Source organism: Roseomonas sp. WA12 (assembly GCF_054165765.1).
The window spans coordinates 190862-213150 of the sequence record NZ_JBSTUI010000003.1 but is presented as its reverse complement, the minus strand read 5'-3'; the positions used below and the strand labels follow the sequence as shown (position 1 = coordinate 213150).

The window sequence follows — 22289 nt, the reverse complement described above, 5'->3', positions numbered from 1 at the left end:
CCGAGGTTTCAGGCAGCGCGTGTCGAGACTGGCTTCGCTATCCGGATCATGCAGTTGAGCACCCGAGCGGCCATGGCGACTTCGCCCTGTTGGGCAGGCAAGAGGCGAGCGCGCAGCTTCGGGCTGATGATCGTCTTGTATCTCCCGACCGCGGTCTCCACGAGACTGCGCCGGCCGTAGCCGGTCGCTCTCTGCCAAGCCATGCGCCCCTTCTCGGCGATGAGCCGGATGTGGCGATCGCGTTGGCTCGGCGCCTCGGCATTCTCCGTGCTCGGCACCGCCGAAGCACGCGGCGGGATGACCACGGCGGGCGGTTGACTGGGCTGATGACTGGCAACGGCGTGGTACACCGGCTCGCCGTCGTATGCACCGTCCGCGGTCACGGACGCAATTTCGTCCTCGATTACCTCGAGCAGCGCTGGCAGCTGACCAGCATCATCGGTGGTGTTGTCGGTCAGCAGGCAGGTGACGATCTCGCCGCTGCCGGCATCCACGGCAAGGTGCAGCTTGCGCCAGGAGCGACGCGTCCGGCCGTGCTTCTCCTCATCCCACTCGCCCTGGCCGAACAGCTTCAAGCCGGTGCTGTCGATCAGCAGGTGCAGCGGGCCGTGTGGGACGATCTTTGGCTGCCGTCCGGCGAAGCTGCGGCTGCGCCGGCTCAAGGTCGTGTGGTCCGGGACGCGCAGCGTTTGCCCGAGCAGCCGCAGCACGCTTGTGGCGAAGCCCTCAGCTTGGCGCAGAGCAAGGTGGAAGACGAGCCGCAGCATCAGCACCAACTCAATCGCCGCGTCCGAGTACCAGGCCTGGCCGCCGGGCGTGCTCCGCCGCGATGCCTGCCACCCAGTCAGGGCGTCCTCATCGAGCCAGAGCGTCAGGTCACCACGCCGCTTCAGGCCAGCCTCGTAAGCCGGCCAGTTCTGGATCCGGTAGCGAGCCTTCGGAATGCGATGGCGGCGGGCGGCATTATGCTTGAAGGGCATGCCCGAAATCGTAATGGCTCGGTAGCAACCGGCCTACCGCCGGTCCATGCACCAACGCCGATCCCGAAGAGAACTGTTGGTGGAACTCGATACGGTAAATGATGTAGGATGAGCGAGTGCGGGAGGGTATCGATGTCTTGGGCAAACGGTATCTGGGCGGGGTTCGGCTTTGAAAGCGGTGGTGAAGTTATCTTCGGGATTGGCAAGCAAACCGGCTTTCTATTCTCGATGCAGGATTTCACATCTGTGCCACGCCTAACACGCTGGTGCTTGTTTCAACAGCAGTCGGCGACGATCGGCCTCGGCCTTGGCGGCGCTGCCGGAGTGAATTTCGTCGTCGGGTACAATGCGGCCGTGCCCAGCGACTTCGATGGCGCAAGCGTTGACTTCGATTTCTCTATCGACTTGGTTCTGGGAGGCCTCAATAAGTATTTTCGCAATCTGCCGGAGATGGTCGAACTTGTCGCAATGGTGCGTAAATTCGACCGCAATGTTATGAAAGTGGCGGATGCGATGAAAAAATATGAAACAAACCCAATCAAACTCAAGACGATCACGGAGAACCTAGTCAAGAACCATGCTGGCGTACGGGAAGCTCTGAAAAATCAGGCAAGCCTCATCAGTTTTCCACTTCCGGTAGTCAGCGGCGGCCTGCGTCTTTCCCTCAAAATGAAAGCCGAAGAAACCACTGTACTGAGTTTTGATGCGATGGATTTATCGAAAAGTACAGCGCACGTGTGATGCTAATGACCGGACGCACACGGCCGCTAGATTTGCACAAAATCGGACGTTCGCTTTCTATCCTTCCTAGAACAATTTCAATTTGCTTGGGACCCAGAGGAAGTTGGCGACACATGCGACTTGGCCAAGCAACTCTGCTCAATCTTTTCCGGCTGCTTCTGAATACATCAAACCCGAAAGTACTCTAGTTGTCTCCGCAACAATGAGGGGAGGAAAGAATTCATCAGACGGACACCTCTAAAAACCTCCCAGACGCACATTTAGCACCTAAATAATTCAAGGGCTTAAGGCATGCACAGAGCCGTGTCGGCGGGGTTTTTAGAGGTGTCCAGACGTTTCAGCGGCGCCGGTTATGATAAGCGTCAAATTTCTTCGTTGCCTCAGTAGGATCGGTTTGCTTAAGGGTGTGGAATTTCTTTCTCTCATCTAGACCTAGTCGGCACGCTTCTACAGCGTTTGCCACAACATGTCCTTTTTTCTTTATATAATATCCTGGACTCCCCTTAAATTCGGCAGTATAGCCGATGTGAGGTGAGGTTGGTCCTAGGCTTTTATCTGAGTTGGACGTTGCATCATCAACGTTGAGTTGGACTCTCCACTGTCCCTTCGCGCCGTTCCGCACACCGTCCCTCGACGCGACCCATTCTACCGGTTCGTTCCACTTCCCAGTCTTGATGTTACGAGCCAGCATGGTGGCATCAAAGTCAGTCATGCTGAACTCTTGCTGCGTGAGCTTCTCGACAAACTTCAATGCAACTGTCTGGCCAGCGGCTAAATCGGAAACCTTGAAGTCAAGGCCATATTTTTGGCGTTGACCTGGCAAGGTTATGTCCTCATCAACTTCTGGTCGCGGGCTGTACCGTGCGCCAGCGTCTTTTTTGTCGTCATCAGCCATGGTTCTCACCTCCAGCGCTCACCCATGCTCAACACCATGGCGCGTTGACGCCCGTCGTGGCGTTGGTGCATGGACCGGCGGTAGCCCGGTTGCTACCGAGCCATTACGATTTCGGGCATGCCCTTCAAGCATAATGCCGCCCGCCGCCATCGCATTCCGAAGGCTCGCTACCGGATCCAGAACTGGCCGGGGCCTTGTCAGGTTAGCAGGTCCGGCAGGACGGTGGCAGTCTCCGCTGCATGACGCCCCCCAGCCCTTACCGAGGCTTCCGCTATCCGGCCGAGGTAATCCAGCACGCGGTGTGGTTGTACCACTGCTTCAGCCTCAGCCTGCGTGACGTCGAACTGATCCTGGCCGCACGAGGGGTCGTGGTCAGCTACGAGACCATTCGGGACTGGGGCCTGCGCTTCGGCCGGCTGTTCGCGAACGAGCTGAAGTGACGCCGGCCACGGCCGGGCGACAAGTGGTTCATGGACGAGGTGTTCATCCGCATCCGCGGGAAGCAGCATCTCCTTTGGCGCGCGGTGGATCAGAACGGTCACGTACTCGACATCCTGGTCCAGAGCCGACGCAATACCACAGCAGCCAAGCGGTTCTTCCGCAAGCTTCTGAAGGGACTGCAGTACGTGCCCCGCGTGATCGTGACGGACAAGCTGCGCAGCTACGCTGCCGCGAAGCGCGAGATCCTGCCGGGCGCGGAGTATCGGCAAAGCCGCTATCTCAACAACCGCGCCGAGGTGTCACACCAGCCGACACGACGACGAGAACGGCAGATGCAGCGGTTCAAGTCACCGCGTCATGCACAGCGATTCCTCTCCACCCATTGCCGGATCCACAACCACTTCCAACTCCGTCGTCACCGCCTGACCGCCGACCAACACCGCGACGCCCTCAGCGCCGCGTTCAGCGCTTGGCGCGATGTGACCGGGACTGCACCGACGAGATGAGGGCTGCGCCAGCCTCGGTGCGATTTGGCCCCTATGTCCCCAACCTGACAAAGCCCCGCCGTGACACACTATGCGGCGGTGGAAAAGATCGAGCCTTACGGGGAGAACGGCAAGTATCAATTGATCGTTTCAGAACCACCCGTTGAGTTTGGTCCTATTCCATTTGGAAGTGCACCAGCCGGACTGATGCAGGGACCGCGATACACATCCCTGAACAAGCTGCGAAGCGCGAAAACGCTTATGGACCTCTTTTAAGGCCTCTCGATCAGGAGGCAACTGCGGCTGAGCAACGATGCCACCGAATCGCGATCTCTACTGTAAGGTGGGACACGCCTTGGATAATCGGACGCCAAGTCAGTGGCCTCAGACCTAAACATCGCTGAAACAGCCGGTCTTGATGGAACACGGTTCAATCCCCAGCGGGTTGTCCGGGTCGCATGCATGCTCGACTGACAGTAAGTCCGGGCGCCTCGTGAGGGCTGGCTAGGTGACACCCGTTGCCATTGTCTACATTGTAAAGATCTGGTTCGAATGGCGATCACTTCAACTCACGGAGACAGGCGGCATGTTCAAGATAATCCACGTCTTTTCGCTGGTCCTAGCTGCCCTTTCCGTAAGCGCTTGTGCCCCACGCGCAGTTGTGTGGCACAATCCTAACTTGGTGGCGAACTCCCAGTTACATGCTCAGCGGCTGGCGGTCGACCGTGGCCTATGCGCTCGCGAAGCCCTGAACGGAGCACCGCCTTCAACGGTGCGCCTTCCTACCTCCAGTCGCCCTCGGCAGTATTCGGTCTCGGGCGAGAGTACGACATACACCCCAGGCAGCATCTACAGTTCAGGCTTCTCGGGGACCCTCAGGGAGCATAGCGGGGGCGGGTTCGCAGAGGGTTTCATGGACGGAGCCGCACAGGTATCTGCTTTGAACGAAATGACAGCATCGTCACAGGCGAGGGATTACATAATGGAGGGCTGTATGGCGCAGCGTGGTTGGGTGAAGATGTGACATAGAATATTAGCCTGTTCTCGTTTGGCAGACAGCCATCAACCACGGCAGGGATCGTCGCAGGAGCCGTTACTCTGCTCCTTTCGAGAGGTATCTATGTATCGATGACCAGGACCCCAGACGAGCGTATCCGTCAGGAGACCATTCGCAACGCGGTAGTGATGATGCGGGAACTCTTGGACGACACCGACCTTCTGTCGATCGACAGTCATCCGAGGCTGCCCGTCGACGTGATGGATCGTGTTCACAAGGTGATCCGTGCCGCCACTGCCGGCGGACGAGCATACCTTGAGGTGAGGACCTGGATTTCGGAACTGCAGGTGGCGACTGGCGATCAGGGTGTTTCGTGGGTTCGGGACTGGCCGGCGCAGGATATGCGGATCAGGCATGTGCAGCTGCTCGAGTGGCGCTACGAGGGCGAGGAGAAGATCCCCGTAATCCATTGGGAGACGCCATCCATCGACACCGACGCGGTATAGTCCTCAGGCTGTCGCCCTAGGCATGCGCACGGTTCGAGGATTGTGGCTCGGAGGTGGGGCGACGCGCCACCCTCTCAGCCGATGCCGGCGCCAGCTTCGCCGATCGAGCGCACCCGACTGGGTTAATCGTTTGCAATTTGCAGTTCCCCCGGCCGAAAAGCGGGAACACCTCTGTCGTCACCGGCCCCCAAGCCTCTCCGTCGCCCGGGGGTGCGAACTGATGGGGCTCTCACAGTTGACTTTCTACGACACATTCCGCGCTTCTCTGGGTATTGAGAGCCTAGTGCGGATCGGCGCCTCAACCAGCTGTGGGTCGCGGACCTGACCTACCCGGCCGTTCCGGGCGGCTTCATTTCCCTCGCGGCCTTCCTGGATGCCTGGTTGCGCAAGGTGGTCGGCTACGCCATCAGCCGCTCCATGGACGCACAGATCGCCGTGGCGGCGCTGAAGACGGCTATCCGGAACCGCGCCCCACCTGAGGGCTGCATTCACCACTCGGACCGTGGGTCGCAATACGCATCCGAAGCGTATTGCGAACTGCTCACAGCCCACGGCTTGGTCGGTTCGGTGAGCAAGCGGGGCAACCTCTACGACAACAGCCGCGCCGAGAGCTTCATGATGAGGCTCAGGGTCGAGGTCGAGGTCGTCTACCTGGCCGGACAAGAGACCTTTGAGGATGTCACCGCCGAACTCCTGCGGTACATCGATGATGCCAACAACTCACGGCGCTTGCGTTCGGCTCGGGGCTCCTGCAGCCCTGTGCAGTTCGAGGATTAACGCGCCCAGCAGGCGTTAAAAACAGCGTCCTGAGGCTGTCCCCCTCGAGGGGCGCACTCCAGGAGTTGGCACGTTGACCGTAAGCTAAGTGTGCCATAGGTCCGAATTCCCTGAGTGAACCGGAACAGCCCAGAACCATGTCTCCCGATAAGAAGCCTACTCTTATGACGCATCGCCTCGCATTAAAGCATTTCTACCCGCCCCCGCAGGAACTCCAGCGACTTACTTTGCGCCTCTGCGAGATTGTAAGGATGGAAGGAAGGCAGGGTGAGTGGAGGCACTTCGGAACCCTCGGTAATAGAAAATATGTGGCGGACTTGGTGAGGTGCCTGTTTAAAACTCAGGACGACTTCCCATTCTTCTGGGTGGATGCTGGGCTGCCCAACTGCTGGAATCATCCCAAGGATTGGGGGCTTGACTACATCAAATATGAATGGGGCCATGTTCATCCCAAACATCAGGACGGGAATGTAGCGGGCCTGCTGGAAAACCTCTGCCTCATGTCTGCGAGGTGTAACAATCATATTCAGTCGGCGCTTACGATAGAAGAATTGCTAGACATTTTCGGGGGCAGCAAAATTGGTAGACGCTTGGAAGCTGTTATGGCGCGCCGAGCGAGGCTATTTGCCAGTGAGGAATGGCAAGAGCTTAAATGCTCGCTCCGCAACTGTCCCCCACCGCAACGCATCACTTTGGAGACCCTAGGATTGGCTCCGAGAACTCCGGACTGACTTGCCTTTGCAAGCTTCAATGCTCGGTTACTCGCCACCTTGAGAGATGCGGTAAATGCTCGGCCGCCTGATCCCTAAGCCCGATTTGCGCAGCAGCGCCGTTTCAACTTGCAAGATCTGCAGGTCCGATAGGAGGCGGAATTAGCCTGCAACGGGAGCCATGACGGTCTGGTTGTATGCTAGTCTCGGAGGTGAAGCAGAGCTTACGAAGCTGACCACCTATAGCAGCTGTCCATCCAAGTCGGTCAAAGGCTTCTCGGCCTAATTTGTCTGGTTTCGGGAAGCCGGGGGCGCCATACGAACAGCCGAGATAGGCGCTGAGCGGCAGATTCTGTGCTCTCTTCGGCGCCGGTCGTTTGCGCCGTCAGGAACGGATTGCGACGGGCGAAGCTCATGCATCGAGGAGGGCTGAACGGCATAGGCTCCGGAGAGCCGTGTCATCCCCCTTTCCCTGCCCGGTCCGAACACCGCCCTCCAAAGCCTCAGGCTCTAGTTTCACCTACTGTCCGCAAAGAGCGGCTTACGGTAGCCGCTGATCCTGGCCGGGGCCATGCTGCCGGTCCGGCGCACCCGCAGCACCAGCTTGGTTGCGGCCGAGGCGCTGACCGCGAAGCGTCCCGCCGATTTCCGTGTTGGGGTGCCCACCTCGACCGCCCGACCCAGGCGTTAGCGCAGGTCTTGTGACGGGGGCGCCGTCATCTCCAACCTCGCTGGTACATCCGCAACGTCGGATCGGAATCTCCCAGTTTGTGCAAGGCAGGAATGCTTGGCAGGTGTTCTTGCTGATCGGCACCGGAACTCAGGGCCGATCGACAACCAGTAATTCGACAGAGAAGTCTTGGCGAAACGCTTGCGTTCGCTTCAGCGGATTCCTACATTCGACACATGGCTCTTGTCGAAAGAGAAGGTACGTGACCATCACCGAGTTGGCTAGGGCGGTTGGGGAGACACCAAGGCAGATCCGCTATCTGATCTCGGAGGGGTTCATCCCCAGCCCTCAAGGTAGCCGCGCCAAGCCAAACTACGGACCGTCCCAAGCGGCCGCGATCCAGCGTTATCAGTTGCTCCGGGAAGAGGGGCTAAGACCCTCGCAGATCAAGGCGATGTTCGAGGCCGAGCAGCTCCTGCGGGACGGAGGTCAATTCACGCTCGCGCCCGGCGTCGTTCTCTCGATCGACCTGGATTTCTTGGATCCGAAGACAGCGCCACGGGCCGTTGGCGACCTCGCCGAAGCCGCTCTGAACTACGTCATGAAGCACCTCACGAAGGAAACCCCGGATGCCGCGTAGTTCCGCCGCAACTGTCGCCTCGATAGATCCTCTACGGCGGTTCAGCCACCTTGCTGTGGTGAATGCAACCCAGCGGCCGATCCCACTCTCCTCGACAAGGTTCTCGGTCCACGTGACTGGTGCGCTAGCGCTGGTGACTGCCGAGCGAACGTTCTGCAACGCCGAGGCTCAATCCATCGAGGCGACCATGACCTTCCCTGTCCCAGTGCAGGCCGCGCTGGTCAGCATGTCCGCCCGCATCGCCGAGCGCACGCTCGTGGCTACTGCCCAGCGCAAGGAGCTGGCGCGCCAAGCCTACGAAGAGGCGCTGGACGGCGGCAAGACGGCCGTCCTCCACGAAGAAGTCCTTCGGGGAATCCACATGATCTCGGTAGGGCACGTACCGCCCGGGAAGGAAGTTTCCGTCAGTGGCGTCTGGGCCATGCCGCTCACCGCCACTGGTGAAACGCTCAGCATGATGATCCCGACCACCGTGGGGGATGTATACGGCCGCAGCCCGTTGCCGGACAGCGACGACCTCATACACGATCCTATCCTCCATCAGGCTGAACTCGAAGTCACCTGTGACGGTAGCGGTGTTAAGCTTGGTGGGGGGCGTCTCTTGGACGGCAAAGCGCGCGTTCGCCTCGATCGCCCGATCGAAATCGTTGTGCCCCTTACCTCCAGGCGGGTGCTGCACGGAGTGGCAGCCGACGGCCGTGGCGTCGAGTTGAAGATCGCACCGGCGGCAATCGGCCAGAGCGACCTGGATGTCCTGCTGGTTGAGGATACATCCGGCTCCATGAATCAGGCTGCGAGCGGCCGCTTTGCGGACTCGGGGCCGGAGGCCAGCAAGCACCAGATCGCGGTGAGAGGCCTGCTCGAAGTAGCGGCCGGGCTGCGGGCGTCCGACCGGGCCGAGATATGGGCCTTCGGCAGCACCCCCTTCTACGTCGGACGCGGCACCGGTCCTGCCGACGTTAGACAGGCACTATCCAAGCTGCCGGAGCCAAATGGCGGCACAGAACTCGGTCTGGCGATCGACGCCGTCCTCGACGGCCGGGACGGAGCCGATATTCTGCTCGTCACAGACGGGAAGAGCCACGCGATCGACGTCCACGCGCTGGCACGCCGTGGAGCAAGGTTCACGGTGGTGCTTGTTGGCGAAGACAGCCTCGCTGCCAACGTCGGCCACCTTGCCGTTCTAACCGGCGGGCAGACATTCGTTTCCTCCGGCCTGGACCTCGCCGAGGTACTCCAAGCTGCGGTGGATTCGATGCGGGCGCCGCGGGCGGGCCAAATCCTGGTCCCTAGGGGCGGCCCTATCCACACAGCCGAAGCCCTTACGGCCGGAATGGCAATCACGGCTCGCTGGTTCGATACCGACGTAGATGATGAAGCACCGACCGACGCGATCAGTCGCAGCATTGCGGCCTATGCTGCCTGGCTCGCGCTGCCGCTGATGGATGAGGCTGATGCGGCGGAGATGGCCGAAGCCGAGGGCTTGGTGTGTCACCTGACGTCGATGCTCCTAGTGGACGAAGGTGCTGAACAGCAGGAAGGCATTCCGGTGCAGCGTAAGGTTCCCCTGATGACACCTGCGACGACCTACCTTCTGTCCGTCGCCCCTTCCGTAAGAACGGGTCAAAACCCGGGAGGAGGCGGGCATCTCAGGATTTCCTCGTCCCGCTTCAGATCTGCGCCAGCTCGCCTTCCGAGTGGCTCCCGTCGCTTGGCTTCCTTCCTCGACACGGAGCAGTTATCACGTAAGCACTCCGGACCCGCCAATCCGCAAGCAACTGCGCCGCTCTCCTCGCGTGCGGCCACTCCACCTGACCTGAAGCAGCTTATCGGCCGACTGGACTGGTCGTGTGACCTGGAGGCGCTTCGTCGGGGCGAGGTCGACGGGAACGTTCCGCCGGACGCTCTTGTATGGCTGCATGCAGCCGCTGAATTGGCGGAAGTCAGAAATCTTGCCGCTTGCCTCGGATTGAAGCCGATAACGATAAGTGTAGCCCTTCTCGCCCGGGCAGAAGGAGTGTTGGAGCGAGGCGCCGCCCGCTTCGCTCGTGCAGTGCTTGGCCAAGCCGAACCAGCAATGGTTAAAACTGCAACTATCGCTGTTGGTTTGTAACATCGTTGTCCAGTGTGTAATTCCAGCGAATTCCAGCAGTATGGAGACTTGGTCGCCGTGACCGGTAAGGAGCTGTTTACTTTCAGCTATCGTATGGCCCGGCTGCTCCACAGGTATGTTGAAGGTGAAATCAAAAGCCGAGCGATTTACGGGGCGAAGGCGGCGATAGAAGGTGAGTTTGATTTACTTGCTGCCGCAGCCAAGAAGGCAAGCTTCAGTGAATGTAACTTGCACATGACTGCTCTCCGAAACCATGTGTATCGGCTGGAAAGCTTCGAAAGCGAAGACTGGCCGGAGCGTGCGGATGAAGTATGTGAGCCTCTGCTGGATGCACCAACTGACCAGGATTTCATGGACGAACTTCGTGATCTCGACGCGAGGATGGGGATGAACCTAACGGCATTTTTGGTCCAACATCTTCCTGACGAGATGGACGAAGCCCGGAACAGATTTCCTCGAGAAATTTATGAAAACGACGAAATGAGTTCTGACGATGCGGAACTGTTAGATGACTAGGGCGCGTTTGCGGAATTCAGTGTGAGGAAGAGGCTTGATCTTCGATAATCTGATTAGGCCACAGCGACAATGTCGGGCATACTAAGGGGCTCCCTTTTTGCACCTCAGCAGAGGGACCTCTTCTGTACGCCGATCCAGGGTGCCAGTTCAGTGCGGATTAACAACGAATGACGCAACTCACCCCAGGCCGTCTTTGGGTCGGTTTTTACGGCTTGGTGATCGTGGCCATCGTGATCAGCTCGCTGGTCAAAGATCCGCGGTCGTTCATGCTTATTTGCGATGGTGAGTCGTCGACGACAGCGAACGTTTCCGTCCAGGAAAGCCGCTGGCCGTTCGTCGGTCCCTCTTACGGGTTCATCCCTCGCCAGGGATCGCCGATGCCACGCCCGGCTGCGATCGTATTGGATGACAAGGACGAACTCCGGCTGATCTTCCGTGCATCGCCTGCGGAGCTCGTCAGAGATGGCGGTGTTCTCACGCAGGCCATCATGGAATTCCAGTTAAATCGCCGGACGAGGGAGTTCCAGCTCTCTTCCCCATCAGCACGAAGCAACCGCGGCTCTTGCGACCGCTACGTGGGTGGCCTGCGTTCGAGCTGGCCCTGGTAGACCGACACGAGAATACCTTCGGTCCTCTCCCCTGTCCTGAGTCATTTGTCCGTAAATCGCAGTTTCGGCAGGTCACGGCACCGCCGCCAGGCGCTTCAGCCGGGCGTTCTGTTCGATGAGTTGCTTAATTCCGAACCTGCTCTGACTGCACGCCTGCACATTGCTTCTTTCGTCGGTAGGAGGTTTGCTTAAAGATGCCGACCTGCTGGACCAGGTCGGCCATCGGAAGGCCCAGCTCCGCCTGCCTCAGCGCCGAGACGTCTGCACGATTTGGAACCGCTTCTTCCTCGCGGCCAATCTCCTGATCCATCATGGGAATTCGCCGAAAAACCAACATCAGATCCGGACCACTTTCGCCGGGTCGCCTCAGTACGGCGAGTGAGATGGCCGCCGTAACCGGTCTGGTTGGGGCCGCGTTGACGGCAGTAAGTGCGACTGCCGGAATCTACGTCGCGACGGCGATGGGATAGCCCGGCTCGGTAGGCTCCTCGAACAGCTAGCACGGACTGTTCACACGAGCCTAGCCAGAAGGTGAGACAACGATCCATATCTATGCTATCCCGCAAACACCCGCACCAATCACAAACTTTTTTTGTCCTATCGGCTTTTTAAATAGATCGGGATGATGAATGGCCACCTCACCTTTGAGCAAGCGCCTTGTCGATTTGCCTTATTTCGAACGTCAGCTGCTGGCGCTGGCTTCCGCGAAAAGTCCTCCCAACTGGATGGACCGTGCCAAGGCTGCCGCAGCGCCAAGTACCACTAACACCTCGGTAGCGGCAGTTGCAGTAGGTTTCGGGTTACCGGTCGTGATTGGCGCTGCAGTTATCGGAGCCGCGGTTGGGTACGGCGTGTCAAAAGCAATCAGCCGGGCCGGGGTTCCGAAAATGAACCCCATACGAGTATCGTTGCAAGACTTAGAAGGTCTCACTTTCCCACCAGGGCATCCTAAAGTTGAAGTGCTCTACGTTGGACACCCCACGTCACCGCCGGTCTACTACACTTTAGCGCAATTTCATCGCTCGGTATTCGAGCACAAGGTGAGCGAGGCTATTGAACTGCTGGCAGCCTTGGGCGCTTCGACGATTAAGGTTGAGCATAGATCGGGTTGGTCGCGCGAGTTCGCGTCTCGGGTCAATACACCCCTATCAGGATCCGGCGAAACCGCAACGGCTGAGACAACAGCTTCTCGCAACAATGAGCAAGAGTTTCTGTTTGCTGCTGAGTTGCCTGGTCATAACCAACCGCAGGTTCCGGAAAAACTCGCCTGGTACCCACACGAGTCAAGCTGGCAAATGATTGCTCAAACCCGGATTCGGCATGGACTCTCAAAGTTTTCCCTAGATGTAACTTACCAGGACGACTTTGGGGTAAATGCGTCTTTGCAAGCATGGGCAAACGGAGCAGGCTTTGACCTTGGCGGAAGTTTTGAAGACCATCAATCCACTACATGGACCCTCGCCGGACTTTTCGGGGCAAAGACGGGCTGATTAAACAAGACATTGCTGCTAGCTGGCATAAGCCGGCTAGCAGCAAAGCTAAGGAGGGTTGAGTAAGTTTGATCAATGTAGATCGGGCACTATGGAAGGCGCTTCGATCGTGCTGATTGAGCATGATAATAGGTGATAGTCGAGCCTGAGTGAATGGCCAGAGAAGGCGGTTATGTCTGAGGTCGCTGGCTCTCCCGTTGGGTGATGCCGTTTGTCAAAGCGCGACCTTCTACGCCGGGCTTGGCTCCTACCACTTCAGCCAAATTTCATCGCGTCCGCGGCTTAGCCATATATGCAGACCAGAGTATTAGGCGAAGACGTCGGGGCATCCGGGCACCTCACCGGTTCCGGATTGAGCCGCCCTGCCACATTCGTCCGCAAATCCTTGGATCCGGATAGTTAAACCCCTTTTGACTTTGGTCCAGCGTTAGCCGAGGGCGAGGTCCCCGATGTAGCTATCGAGTGGGTGGAAGGCTGTCGCGGCCTCTCGAAGCTCGCGTCCAGCATGGGACCAGTACAGCACCGTGACGGGGAAGCCGTCCGCGACCAGCTGCGTCACGGCGGGCTCGTAGTCGCCGTCGCCCGCTACCAGCGTGATCCAGTCCTGGCGCGGGTTGGCGAAGCGGTAGGCGTCCCGGCACAGCCGCGTCACCAGGCTCGTGTCCACCCGCTTCTCCTTGCCTGAGAAGCCCCGCTCCACCGTGACCAGCTCGAAGCCGGCCCCGGCCGCGTGCCGCCACACGCCCTCGTTCGTGTCCGTGGTGCTGCCGAAGAGGACGGCCCTGACCGGCGCCTCCGCCCGGGTCAGCAGGGCCATGAGGCGGTAGAGGTCCAGGCGGTACTCGAAGTCGAGAATGCCCCGTTGCCGGGCGTCGTGCAGGCTCCTGGCCATGCCGCGGGCCACCGCGCTGACCTTCTGGGCCTCGATGAAGAGGTTGCTGCTGTTGATGTAGGCGAGGTGGGTCAGAAAGATGTCCCGGTAGTGGCGAGAGAGGGGACGGAGGAGCTCCGGCTCGGTGCCCGGAGCATGCTCGCCCGGAACGCCGAGAAGTACCATCTCCCCCGCATGTGCGCCCCTGCACCTGTCTCCAGCCACACCGAGGCTCGGCCGGGCTGGGGGAGTGGGTCACCTACGACAACGCCGGGAACGGCTTCCTCGTGCTGTGGGTCGCCGCTCATGGTCGGCCCTATCCTGATGCTCCTCCCAGTATCACCGAGCCTCGCCATGGGCGGCGGCCACGTCCCGCTGACCACGAGGGCGGGGCTCACGCCCTGGGGAAGGAGGGGTGGCTGTGGCGGCACGGGCTGGCTGGGAGGTCCTCCAGGCTCGACAGTCCGCCGGGAGGGGAGGAGGCTCCGGGCGCTCATCACGGAGGCCTGACTTGCCCAAGCCGCGCGTCGCCATCCTCGGGCTCCACCTGGAGGTGAATGCCTTCGCGCCGCTGACGACGCGGCGGAACTTCGAGCAGCTCTCCTGGGCCGAGGGCGAGGCGATCACCGAGGGCGGGCGCGCCAAGGTGACGGGGCTGCCGGCCGAGGTTCCGGGCTTCTACGGGCGCATGGACGCGACCGGGGACTGGGAGGCGGTGCCGCTGATCGTCATCGCGGGGCCACCGGGCGGGATGATGGAACCGGGGCTGTTCCCGGAGTTCCTCTCCATCGCGCGACGCCGGTTGGAGGCGGCCGGGCCGGTGGACGCGGCTTATGTCGGCTCGCACGGCGCCAGCCGGTCCGTCGAGGAGGCGGACACGGACGGGGCGGTGCTGGCGATGCTGCGGGAGGTGGTAGGTCCGGAGGTGCCGATCGTGGGCACGCTGGACCTGCACTGCAACGTCTCGGACCGCCAGGCGGAGCTGGCGGACCTGCTGATCGCCTACCGGACCAACGCGCATGTGGACAGGCGCGAGCGGGCAGCCGACGCGGCGGATGCCATCCGGGCGCTGCTGGCGGGGATGGGACGGCCGGAGACGCACTTTATTCGGCTGCCGATGGTGGCGCCGAGCGTCACGCTGCTGACGAGCGGCGACCTGCCCTATGCGCGGGCGATGCGGGAGGCGGATCCGGACCTGCTGGAGATCTCGGTGACCGGCGGGTTCGTCTATTCCGACATCCCGAAGTGCGGTCTCTGCGTCTGGGCCTCGGCGAGGCCGGGGCATGGGGCGAAGGCGAAGGCGAAGGCCGCAGCGGAGGCGATCGCGCGCGGGATGTGGGAAGGGCGCGAGCGGTTCCGGATGAACCTCGTCTCCATCGGGGATGCGGTGGCCGAGGCAGTGGCGACGGGGGTCGATTCGTCGAAGCCGCGGATGATCCTGGCAGATGTCGCGGACAACCCGGGCGGCGGGGCGGTGGGAACACCTCGGCCATCCTGGCGGCGCTACACGGGGCGGCCACGAAGGGCGTGGTGCTCGGCGTCTTTGTCGACCCGGCGCTGGCGGCGGACATCCATGCGGCGGGTGAGGGGGCGCGGATCGAGGCGGTGTTCAACCGCGTGCCGGCGCCCTTCGCGGAGACGTTCGCGGCGCCGGCGGTGGTGCGGCGGGTGTCGGACGGGCGCGGCGTGGGGCGGCGCGGGACGAATGCGGGGCGCGCCTTCGACCTGGGGGCGGCGGGGCTGCTGGAGTTGGAGGGGAGCGGGATCCTGGTCCTCGTCGGCTCGCTGCGGCGGCAGTGGCACGAGCCGGTCATGGCGGAGATGATGGGCGTGGAACTGGAGGCGATGCGCTGCATCGTGGTGAAGTCACGCGGGCATTTCTGCGCGGGGTTCGAACAACTGGCGACGGATGACCGCATCCTGGAGGTGGACGGGCCGGGGATGGTGAGTCCCGTGCTGTCGCGCGCGCCCTTCACCGGGCTGATACGGCCGGTCTACCCGCTGGATCCGGAGACGCGCTGGGAGGGGTGACGGGGGCAGCAGGGCATTCGAAGGTCCAGGTCCAGGTCCAGGTCCTGGGCCCGCCCGATCCGCGAGGCCAGGGTCACGGCGCGCGTCACTGGACGCTGAAAAGCCATGACGTGGTCTTGCCCCGGCAGCAAGGCGAGCCGGCTTCAGCTTCGCGCGCTCCCCCGAGCGTCGTGAACAGGCCCTGAATGTCGTTGGCACCTGGGATCGATGACGCTGATCACGGCATGGTCGTTCCACTCCCAAGGTGACCGTCGAGCGAACAGACATACCAAGTGCAGGTTTCGCGCGGTCGAAGCGACGGATCGGTCCGCCGTCATCGCTCAATCCTGTTCTTCGCGTCTGATTGGGTTCAGAGCCGTTCATCGGGTCCGCCACAAGCTCCAGCGCTCCACTTCAGCCACGCTGGCCGCACTGGCACCATCGCAGCCCGGTTGCTGGTAAAACTGGGAATGGACCCAGAAGCGGGGGTGAGGGCTGTTCACGCGGCTCGGGGCTGGAACAATCGAGACCTTTGCGCAGGAGGCCTACGTATAGAGGTTCGTCGCGCCCGAGCGACAGCCCGCGGGGAGCGGCGCCGGGCGGACTTTGCCGATCATCGACGTTTGACAGCCTCGGCCTTATTCGGCTTGGTCGCGGGGGCAGATCGCGTCCAGCGCACCTTGCACCTTGCACCTTTGGATTGCTGAACGTCACAATGCCGGTCATGCGCCGTCTCGTCTTCCTTGCCGTCTTGCTGTCTCTGCCGGCCGGCGCCCAGTCGCCTGGCAGTGCGTTTTCTGCCCTTGAGCCAACGGCGCTTCCGTTTCGCGAGCGGTTCACCGACCGCGTCCCGGTCAGCGGCCGCTTCCTCGTCGGGCTGATGGCGACGAACGGCGTTGCTCCTCCTTCCGGCGCGGGCTTGGCGACGGGGCGTCTCCGCGTCAGCGGGCCGTCCGACGGACCGGCCGAGCCGCTCTGCATCCGTGCAACGATCCAAGATGGGCGCTACACGGCAGAGAACGCTTACGCGCCGCCCCCGGCGGCCGGATGGGTCCCGCTCGCTTGGCCAACCGCCCACGCGGCAGTCCTCTCGGCAGTGCCGATGCGGGAGGTCGCAGCGCTAGCGACGCTCGGCCCCTGCTCCAGCCGCAATCTGGCGATCGTGCCGGTGACGATGTCGCCCGTGGCTGAGGGGACGGTGCCGAATCTCGTCGTCCTGGCGAACACGCGGGGCGCCGCCACCTGGGTGGCGTTGCGTGATCCCGTCGCGGGCGGACCTGCCATCCGCCGCGTCCGCTGCATCCGCCTGGAGGAGGGAAACCGTGTAGCGTTCGATGCCCGCTGCCCCCTCGGTCCCTTCCCAGGCGGTCCCGCGCGTCTTGAACTCCGCCTGGAGCAGCAGAGCCGCGACGGCACCGGGACCGAGGTGGTGGAGCAGGCGATTCTGCACCTCCCCGCCCTCACGCCGTGAGCAATTTGGCCGGGAGGCTGACGCCCGCCTTTGAGGCGGCTCCGGACACGGTTTCAGAGTCGGTCCCGTCCGACCCCGCCGCGCCATCGAGCGACACGGCAGCCGCGGAGCACGGCGAGCCAGTGCGCGCACGAGAGTGCCACCTCTGGCGTCGCGCCCTCAGATGGCTGCGTCGTGACCTCAAGTGCCTGCGTCGTGCCCTCGGGTGGCTGCGTCGTGCCCTTCTCGGGGTCGCCCTTCTGTTCTGGACACTCGTCTTCCTTCTCACCGCCTTCGGGCACTACGACCGCGCGGCGTCGGTGTCCGGCCGGACAGAGGTGCTAGCCTTGCGGGCGGACGGTACGGACTTCGCCGACTGGCGCTTCCACGGCGCCGCGCTGCTGGCCGATCCGGACGGGACCGAGGAGCGGGACACCTTCGCCATTCGTCTCAAGGACAACGCCCAGGCGACCTTTACCCGCGCCGGGCGTGGGCCGATCTCGATCGTCTTCGCGGGCCCTCCGGGGGAGCCGGACGGCGGCTGCCCCCCTGGGGCGGTGCGCGTGGGCCTGCTGCGGCGGGACAGGCAGCCGGACGCATCGCTCTGCGACAGCGCGCGCATCGTGGTCGGCGCGGCACCCCTCGCCGCGCCCCTTGTGCTTTCCCTGCGTGGCGGGGTGGAGGTCGGGGAGGAGGTGCGCCCAGGAGCTGGTGCACAGCCGCTCTTGCTGGAGGGGCAGGCGATACTCTTCGCGCGTCACGGCTGGCCAGTTTCCTGGCTCTGCGCTGCGCACGGGCTCGACGCCCTGTGCGACCGCTTCGTCGCCAACCGAATGGATCTGGCTACGGGCGATTCCATCACTTTCCGGGCGGCCGAACACGGGGAAGTGCCGGCAACCGGCTTTCTCCGCTTTGCGCCTGACGACGTCGCAGGCGGGCTCACCTTCGACGTCGCGGCCCCCTCCGCCGCTCTCACGGTGCGCCGTCTGAAAGGGGAGGCATTCCAGGTGCAGGAGAGCTGGTTCGAGCGGATCCAGCGGTCTCCGATCCTTCAGGCCCTTAACGGCCTCATCCTCGCCCTCGGCGGCCTTGTGACGCTGCTCGGCCTCGGGCGGTGGTTTGGGGGCGGGGGCGGGTATGGCGCCGTGTTCCTGATCCTCCTTGCGCCCGCTGCGGCGCAGGCGGACCAAGCGATCATCCGTGCCGGCGAGACGGGGCAAGCGATGCTCCGCGCGCGGGGCGACCGCTGCTACGCCTTCACGCCCGCCCACGTCGTTGGCGAGGAATCGGCGGCCTTGCTCACGGCGGCCGGACGCGCGCGGGGCGAGGGCGATGTGCTGCGCCGCGTGCCTGCCTTCCCGGAGCCCTTCACCCTCTTGACAGTCCGCGGTCTGCCACCCGCCCTGTGTCCTGGCTTCGAGGGGCCGCCGGCACTCGACGCCCTGCTGCGCGGCCGCCCGGGTGGGCATCTCCGGATGGTGCGCGCGGAGGGCGCAATCGAGCGATTGCCGCTGACTGTCCTCTCAGTCGACGTGGAGACGCTGGAGGTGCAGCTCGAGGGTGGTGCGCCACCGTCGCAGGGCATGAGCGGCGGGACGGTCTTCCTCGGCGAGCAACCGGTGGGCCTGCTGGTCGACGTGGACCCGGTCGCGGGTACGGGCCGGGTTGCCCGATTGGATCGTGTCTTCGAGCGACTGGGCCCGTACTTCGCCGCGATTCTGCCGGCCTCATCGCCGCGCGCGCCCGCTGCGCCCGTTCTTGGTCTGGGCCGTGGCGCCGCGTTGGAGGTGGTGCGCTGGACAGCCGAGCCGGTGACGGCCGCGAACACTGCCAGTACCCTGACCGGAGAGGGCCCCGGCCCCTGGCGCGTGCCTGCAGTCGTGCGCGCCGAGGTGGTGTTGCGCCTACCGCCCGGGACGGTGATGACGGGCGTGACGCTCTTGCTCGACGGACTTCCCGACCCGCCGCGCGCGGTAGAGATCATGGGAGGACGAAGCGAGAGCGGCCCATGGCAGTGGATCGCTGCCTTTCCACTAGAGCCCGGCGACCGGGAAGTGGCGCGCAGCGTGGCGCCGATCCGCCTGCCCTATCTGATGCTGCGGGCGAGTGGGGCGCAGCCGGGGCAGGAGACTATGGCGCTGGGCGGGCTGCGGGTAGAGTCGCGATAGTCGCTCAGCGCGGCCGCCAAACGATCTCCTGGAAGCTGCTCGATCCGTTGGCACGCATCCGGCCCCGGAACTCGCCACGCTCCGGGCTCCAGGTCGCCGTCCCCGCGCAGAAGTCCGAAGTGCTCGCGAAGGCGAGGATCCGGCCCTGCAGTTGCCCCGTCCACCGGCCGTTGCAGTTTGTGGCGCCTCCGTAACGGCCTGCATCGGCGTCAGCCACCTCGATGTTGAGGATGTAGCGTCCCTCGTTCTGTCCCTCCAGCGGCCGGCCCTCCTTATCGACGTAGACAAAAGTGATCCGCTGCGTCCCAGCCAGCAACCCGCGCAGCGCCGCCTCAAGGATTGCCGCCTCTTCGCTCGCCAGACCGACCTCGAGGGCGATCTGACGCACGTTGGGATCAGGGTGCCGCACCGCCTCGCGAATCGCGATCAGTCGCAGGTTGACGTCCGGATCGTTTAGGAGGGTCCGCCACTCCGTCAGCTGTGTCCCCTGCTGCTGGGCCTGCTGCCGCAGTTGGGCGGGCGAGAGTGGCGCCCCACGCGGTGCACTCGGACGCTGATCCTGGGCCCAGGCGACGGAGGTCAGCAATAGGAGACCGAGGCATGGGGCAAAGGAGCGCATGTGAGGTATCCGAGAGTGGCAGGCCTGGATCTTCTCCTCAATGCAATGGTTCCGGCAAGCTTCCGTGACGCGCTGGATTTCGGTGTGCTGCAAAACCGCATCTGACCGGACCTTCTAATGCAGGATGCTGCCGGCCTTCCGCGAAGGTCTGCTCATCTCCATCTTGCTCAGACCTCAAGCATTCTGACCGATGATGATTAACCATGACCAGACCTGACCTTCCGGCCGACGCTACCCACCGCCTCCACCTTGCGAGGCTGTGGAAATGGCACTGGCCGCCTACCAGCGGCGCTTTCAGGGCTCAAACGGGCCCTGGTTGTCAGGACGCGACCCTGCGACTGAGGAACGAGTTCTCCGGAAGGCAGTGGCCCGTGGGCGCCCCTTGCATCCGCTGCTTATAGAGCGGGTGACGGGCGGCTGGCGCCGAATGCCGGGCCCCGATGTCATCCTGTGATGTCGCGTCGGTCATGCGGTGTTGGTACCGGGATCTCCCGACGGATTAGACCATCCTCCGAACCAATCCCCTCGGCCGTTTAGGCTGAGCTGCACAGGCTGAAGAGAGCAACCGTGGTCAACATGGGTGCCCAGATCTATGCACCGCGGGCATCGCTCAGCACTCTCTGAATTCTTGGTCGGAGCGCGTTGACGAGTCACTGTGGTGCACGGATCAGTCTGGCGATTTGGGTAGGTTAGGATCCTGAGGGGTCGACGGCCGGTCAACCTCCAGGACAGTGCAGCTTGCCCTTCAAGGCCAATGTCGACCGTCGCCAGCACATTCCGAAACAACGCTTCCGGGCGACGAACTGGGCGGAGTACGACGCCGCCCTGCGCGGACGTGGCAGTTTGACCGTTTGGTTCACGGATGCGGCGATCGCGGCCTGGAAGGCCGAGCCCCGGACCACGCGCGGCGGACAGCCGCGGTATTCGGCGCTGGCCATCTCCACGGCCCTGACGCTTCGGGCCGTGTTCCGCCTGGCCTTGCGTCAGACCGAAGGCCTGATCGGCTCCATCATCGCCCTGCTCGGTCTCGACCTGGCTGTGCCGGACCACACGACCCTGAGCCGCCGGGCCGACACGTTGGAGGTGCCGCAGCGCCAATCCGGCACCCGTCCCATACACCTGATCGTCGACAGCACGGGGCTGCAGTTATGTGGCCCCGGCGGGTGGCTGGTCGAGAGGCACGGGAGCAGGGCACGCCGGTCATGGCGCAAGCTGCACATCGGTGTGGACGCTGACACCGGGCGGATCGTCGCGTCCACCCTGACGACGAACGACATCGATGACGCCTCGCAGGTCGGTCCCTTGCTCGACCAGGTCGCTGACCCAATCGCCTCGTTCACTGCCGACGGCGCTTACGACCAGGACGGCGTCTAGGCTGAGGTGGCGGCGGTGTCCCGATGCGGCTGTCATCGTTCCACCAAGGTCCAGTGCTGTGCCAAGCGCCACGGCCGAGACGGCGCCGACCCAGCGGGACCAACATCTTCGGACCATCGCGGCGCGGGGGCGCATGGGCTGGCAGAAGGCGTCTGGCTACAACTGGCGCGGCTTGGTCGAGGCGGACATCAGCAGGTTCAAGCGCGTCATCGGCGGCGCGCTGCGGTCGCGCACCGACAGGCGCCGCGCGACCGAGGTGGCCGTCGCTGTCAGTGTGCTGAGCCGCATGCTTGAGCTTGGACGCCCGGAGTATGTCCGGCTCGCGTGATCCCGTCCTCGCCCGCTCGCCGACTGCGCCTCCAAGCTGGTCCGTGCAACACAGTCGGCTGCCGCCACACCCAGGGGACGCCACGAGCCGGCCTGAAGGGTCATCGGGCGGAACGGAAAAGCGCCCTCCTTCCTGGCCAGGCAGAGAGACTGGTTGCCGCGCCGGACGGACAGCATCACCGTATCGCCCGTCTCCTCGGCCGGGGTGGAGAGCCCCCGGTCGAGGTGCGCGCTGGAAGCAAGAGGAGCCCTACGTGGAAGAGGCACCCTCCTGAGGGCTGCTCAACCAAGGCCATTAGCCGTTCGATCTAGGCTTGGCATAGCGGCCGTCACCCTTTCTCACCCTGGGCCATTTTCCGCGCCAACAACAGCAATACGTTCACTTTTTCAGCTGGCAGCTTGTCGACCAACTCTTTCAGATTGATGCGGTCCCAAGTCGCCTGAACATGCTCGATACGCGGTAGTATTCCCACCTTCCTGGGAAGGGGAATTACGTTCCCAGGCAGACCGTCGTGCGGCTCATCCTCCTCACTCACCTACCTGGCTCCTTGCCGCGATCAGTGCCGATGTTGACTCCTCCGTTGTAGCGGTCTCGCCACCGATCATTGCGAACCGGGTCGCTGCCCAGGTCATCATCAGCACTCATTTCTTGCTCATGCCGGCCTGCAGCCTGCTCTTTCCAATCGAGCACACTGAGGGCCGTCGTGGTGCCGTGCCATAGAGGAGGAAGGGACGGCACGGGGCGATGTTGAGGGGAGGGGACGAGGTGACTGGCATATGGTCTAGGTTGCCAAGCTGTACACGGGTTAGCCAGACACTGATGTTTGAGGGCGTCGCAGCCCAAGTTGCGACGCCCTGCCCGAGTCTTCAACCCAACATTGATGCCACATTCATTGATAGT

16 protein-coding genes and 4 pseudogenes are annotated in these 22289 nt (G+C 62.8%); 14 read left to right on the top strand and 6 right to left on the bottom strand.

Features of this window, described 5'->3' with window-relative positions; all coding sequences use genetic code 11:
* Window positions 1-8 precede the first annotated feature (8 nt).
* Window positions 9-980 (bottom strand): IS5 family transposase, encoded by a 972-nt coding sequence (locus ACVBD7_RS26775; RefSeq protein ID WP_458098544.1) that lies wholly within the window; start codon window positions 978-980, stop codon window positions 9-11.
* Between the two features lie 132 nt (window positions 981-1112).
* On the opposite strand from ACVBD7_RS26775, the gene ACVBD7_RS26770 reads away from it, so the two are divergent.
* Window positions 1113-1721, top strand: coding sequence for a hypothetical protein (locus ACVBD7_RS26770; RefSeq protein ID WP_458098543.1), 609 nt, complete (start codon window positions 1113-1115; stop codon window positions 1719-1721).
* Window positions 1722-2058: 337 nt separating this feature from the next.
* Here the strand turns inward: ACVBD7_RS26770 and ACVBD7_RS26765 are convergent, their stop codons facing one another.
* Entirely contained in the window at window positions 2059-2616 is a 558-nt protein-coding gene (locus ACVBD7_RS26765) for a hypothetical protein (RefSeq protein WP_458098542.1), read from the bottom strand.
* A gap of 239 nt (window positions 2617-2855) precedes the next feature.
* Here ACVBD7_RS26765 and ACVBD7_RS26760 point away from each other — a divergent pair.
* From ACVBD7_RS26760 to ACVBD7_RS26730, 7 genes and pseudogenes are all read left to right on the top strand, one after another.
* Window positions 2856-3563 (top strand): annotated as a pseudogene (locus tag ACVBD7_RS26760) (IS6 family transposase).
* Between the two features lie 1179 nt (window positions 3564-4742).
* On the top strand, window positions 4743-5045 hold the full coding sequence (locus ACVBD7_RS26755; RefSeq protein ID WP_458098541.1) for a hypothetical protein: 303 nt from the start codon (window positions 4743-4745) through the stop codon (window positions 5043-5045).
* A gap of 306 nt (window positions 5046-5351) precedes the next feature.
* Window positions 5352-5822: a transposase gene (locus tag ACVBD7_RS26750; protein WP_458098555.1), complete on the top strand. Its 471-nt coding sequence runs from the start codon at window positions 5352-5354 to the stop codon at window positions 5820-5822.
* A 1642-nt stretch (window positions 5823-7464) separates the two neighbouring features.
* Complete coding sequence (locus ACVBD7_RS26745) at window positions 7465-7842, top strand: MerR family transcriptional regulator (protein WP_458098540.1); 378 nt, start codon at window positions 7465-7467, stop codon at window positions 7840-7842.
* Complete coding sequence (locus tag ACVBD7_RS26740) at window positions 7832-9955, top strand: VIT domain-containing protein (RefSeq protein WP_458098539.1); 2124 nt, start codon at window positions 7832-7834, stop codon at window positions 9953-9955. The genes ACVBD7_RS26745 and ACVBD7_RS26740 overlap by 11 nt, the downstream gene beginning before the upstream one ends.
* 57 nt (window positions 9956-10012) lie before the next feature.
* Window positions 10013-10471, top strand: a complete 459-nt coding sequence (locus tag ACVBD7_RS26735; RefSeq protein ID WP_458098538.1) for a hypothetical protein — start codon at window positions 10013-10015, stop codon at window positions 10469-10471.
* Window positions 10472-10638: 167 nt separating this feature from the next.
* Window positions 10639-11079: a hypothetical protein gene (locus ACVBD7_RS26730; protein ID WP_458098537.1), complete on the top strand. Its 441-nt coding sequence runs from the start codon at window positions 10639-10641 to the stop codon at window positions 11077-11079.
* 81 nt (window positions 11080-11160) lie between these two features.
* Here ACVBD7_RS26730 and ACVBD7_RS26725 read toward each other — a convergent pair.
* A pseudogene (locus tag ACVBD7_RS26725) lies at window positions 11161-11389 on the bottom strand (hypothetical protein); the annotation flags it as partial.
* Between the two features lie 319 nt (window positions 11390-11708).
* Between ACVBD7_RS26725 and ACVBD7_RS26720 the strand changes: the two are divergent.
* A complete protein-coding gene (locus tag ACVBD7_RS26720) occupies window positions 11709-12569 on the top strand; it encodes a hypothetical protein (protein ID WP_458098536.1) in 861 nt (286 codons plus the stop codon).
* Between the two features lie 427 nt (window positions 12570-12996).
* Here the strand turns inward: ACVBD7_RS26720 and ACVBD7_RS26715 are convergent, their stop codons facing one another.
* On the bottom strand, window positions 12997-13626 hold the full coding sequence (locus ACVBD7_RS26715; protein WP_458098535.1) for an NYN domain-containing protein: 630 nt from the start codon (window positions 13624-13626) through the stop codon (window positions 12997-12999).
* Window positions 13627-13855: 229 nt separating this feature from the next.
* Here ACVBD7_RS26715 and ACVBD7_RS26710 point away from each other — a divergent pair.
* The 4 genes and pseudogenes from ACVBD7_RS26710 to ACVBD7_RS26695 form a co-directional block, all read left to right on the top strand.
* Window positions 13856-14779: pseudogene (locus ACVBD7_RS26710) on the top strand (M81 family metallopeptidase); the annotation flags it as partial.
* Window positions 14686-15471: an MlrC C-terminal domain-containing protein gene (locus tag ACVBD7_RS26705; protein WP_458098554.1), complete on the top strand. Its 786-nt coding sequence runs from the start codon at window positions 14686-14688 to the stop codon at window positions 15469-15471. The pseudogene ACVBD7_RS26710 and the gene ACVBD7_RS26705, both read left to right, overlap by 94 nt.
* Before the next feature lie 694 nt (window positions 15472-16165).
* Complete coding sequence (locus ACVBD7_RS26700) at window positions 16166-16921, top strand: hypothetical protein (protein ID WP_458098534.1); 756 nt, start codon at window positions 16166-16168, stop codon at window positions 16919-16921.
* Between the two features lie 122 nt (window positions 16922-17043).
* A complete protein-coding gene (locus ACVBD7_RS26695; protein WP_458098533.1) occupies window positions 17044-19068 on the top strand; it encodes a hypothetical protein in 2025 nt (674 codons plus the stop codon).
* A 4-nt stretch (window positions 19069-19072) separates the two neighbouring features.
* On the opposite strand, the gene ACVBD7_RS26690 is transcribed toward ACVBD7_RS26695, so the two are convergent.
* Window positions 19073-19687 (bottom strand): hypothetical protein, encoded by a 615-nt coding sequence (locus ACVBD7_RS26690; protein WP_458098532.1) that lies wholly within the window; start codon window positions 19685-19687, stop codon window positions 19073-19075.
* A 738-nt stretch (window positions 19688-20425) separates the two neighbouring features.
* On the opposite strand from ACVBD7_RS26690, the pseudogene ACVBD7_RS26685 reads away from it, so the two are divergent.
* Window positions 20426-21389: pseudogene (locus ACVBD7_RS26685) on the top strand (IS5 family transposase).
* 328 nt (window positions 21390-21717) lie between these two features.
* Here the strand turns inward: ACVBD7_RS26685 and ACVBD7_RS26680 are convergent.
* Complete coding sequence (locus tag ACVBD7_RS26680; protein WP_458098531.1) at window positions 21718-21924, bottom strand: hypothetical protein; 207 nt, start codon at window positions 21922-21924, stop codon at window positions 21718-21720.
* Window positions 21925-22289: the final 365 nt, after the last annotated feature.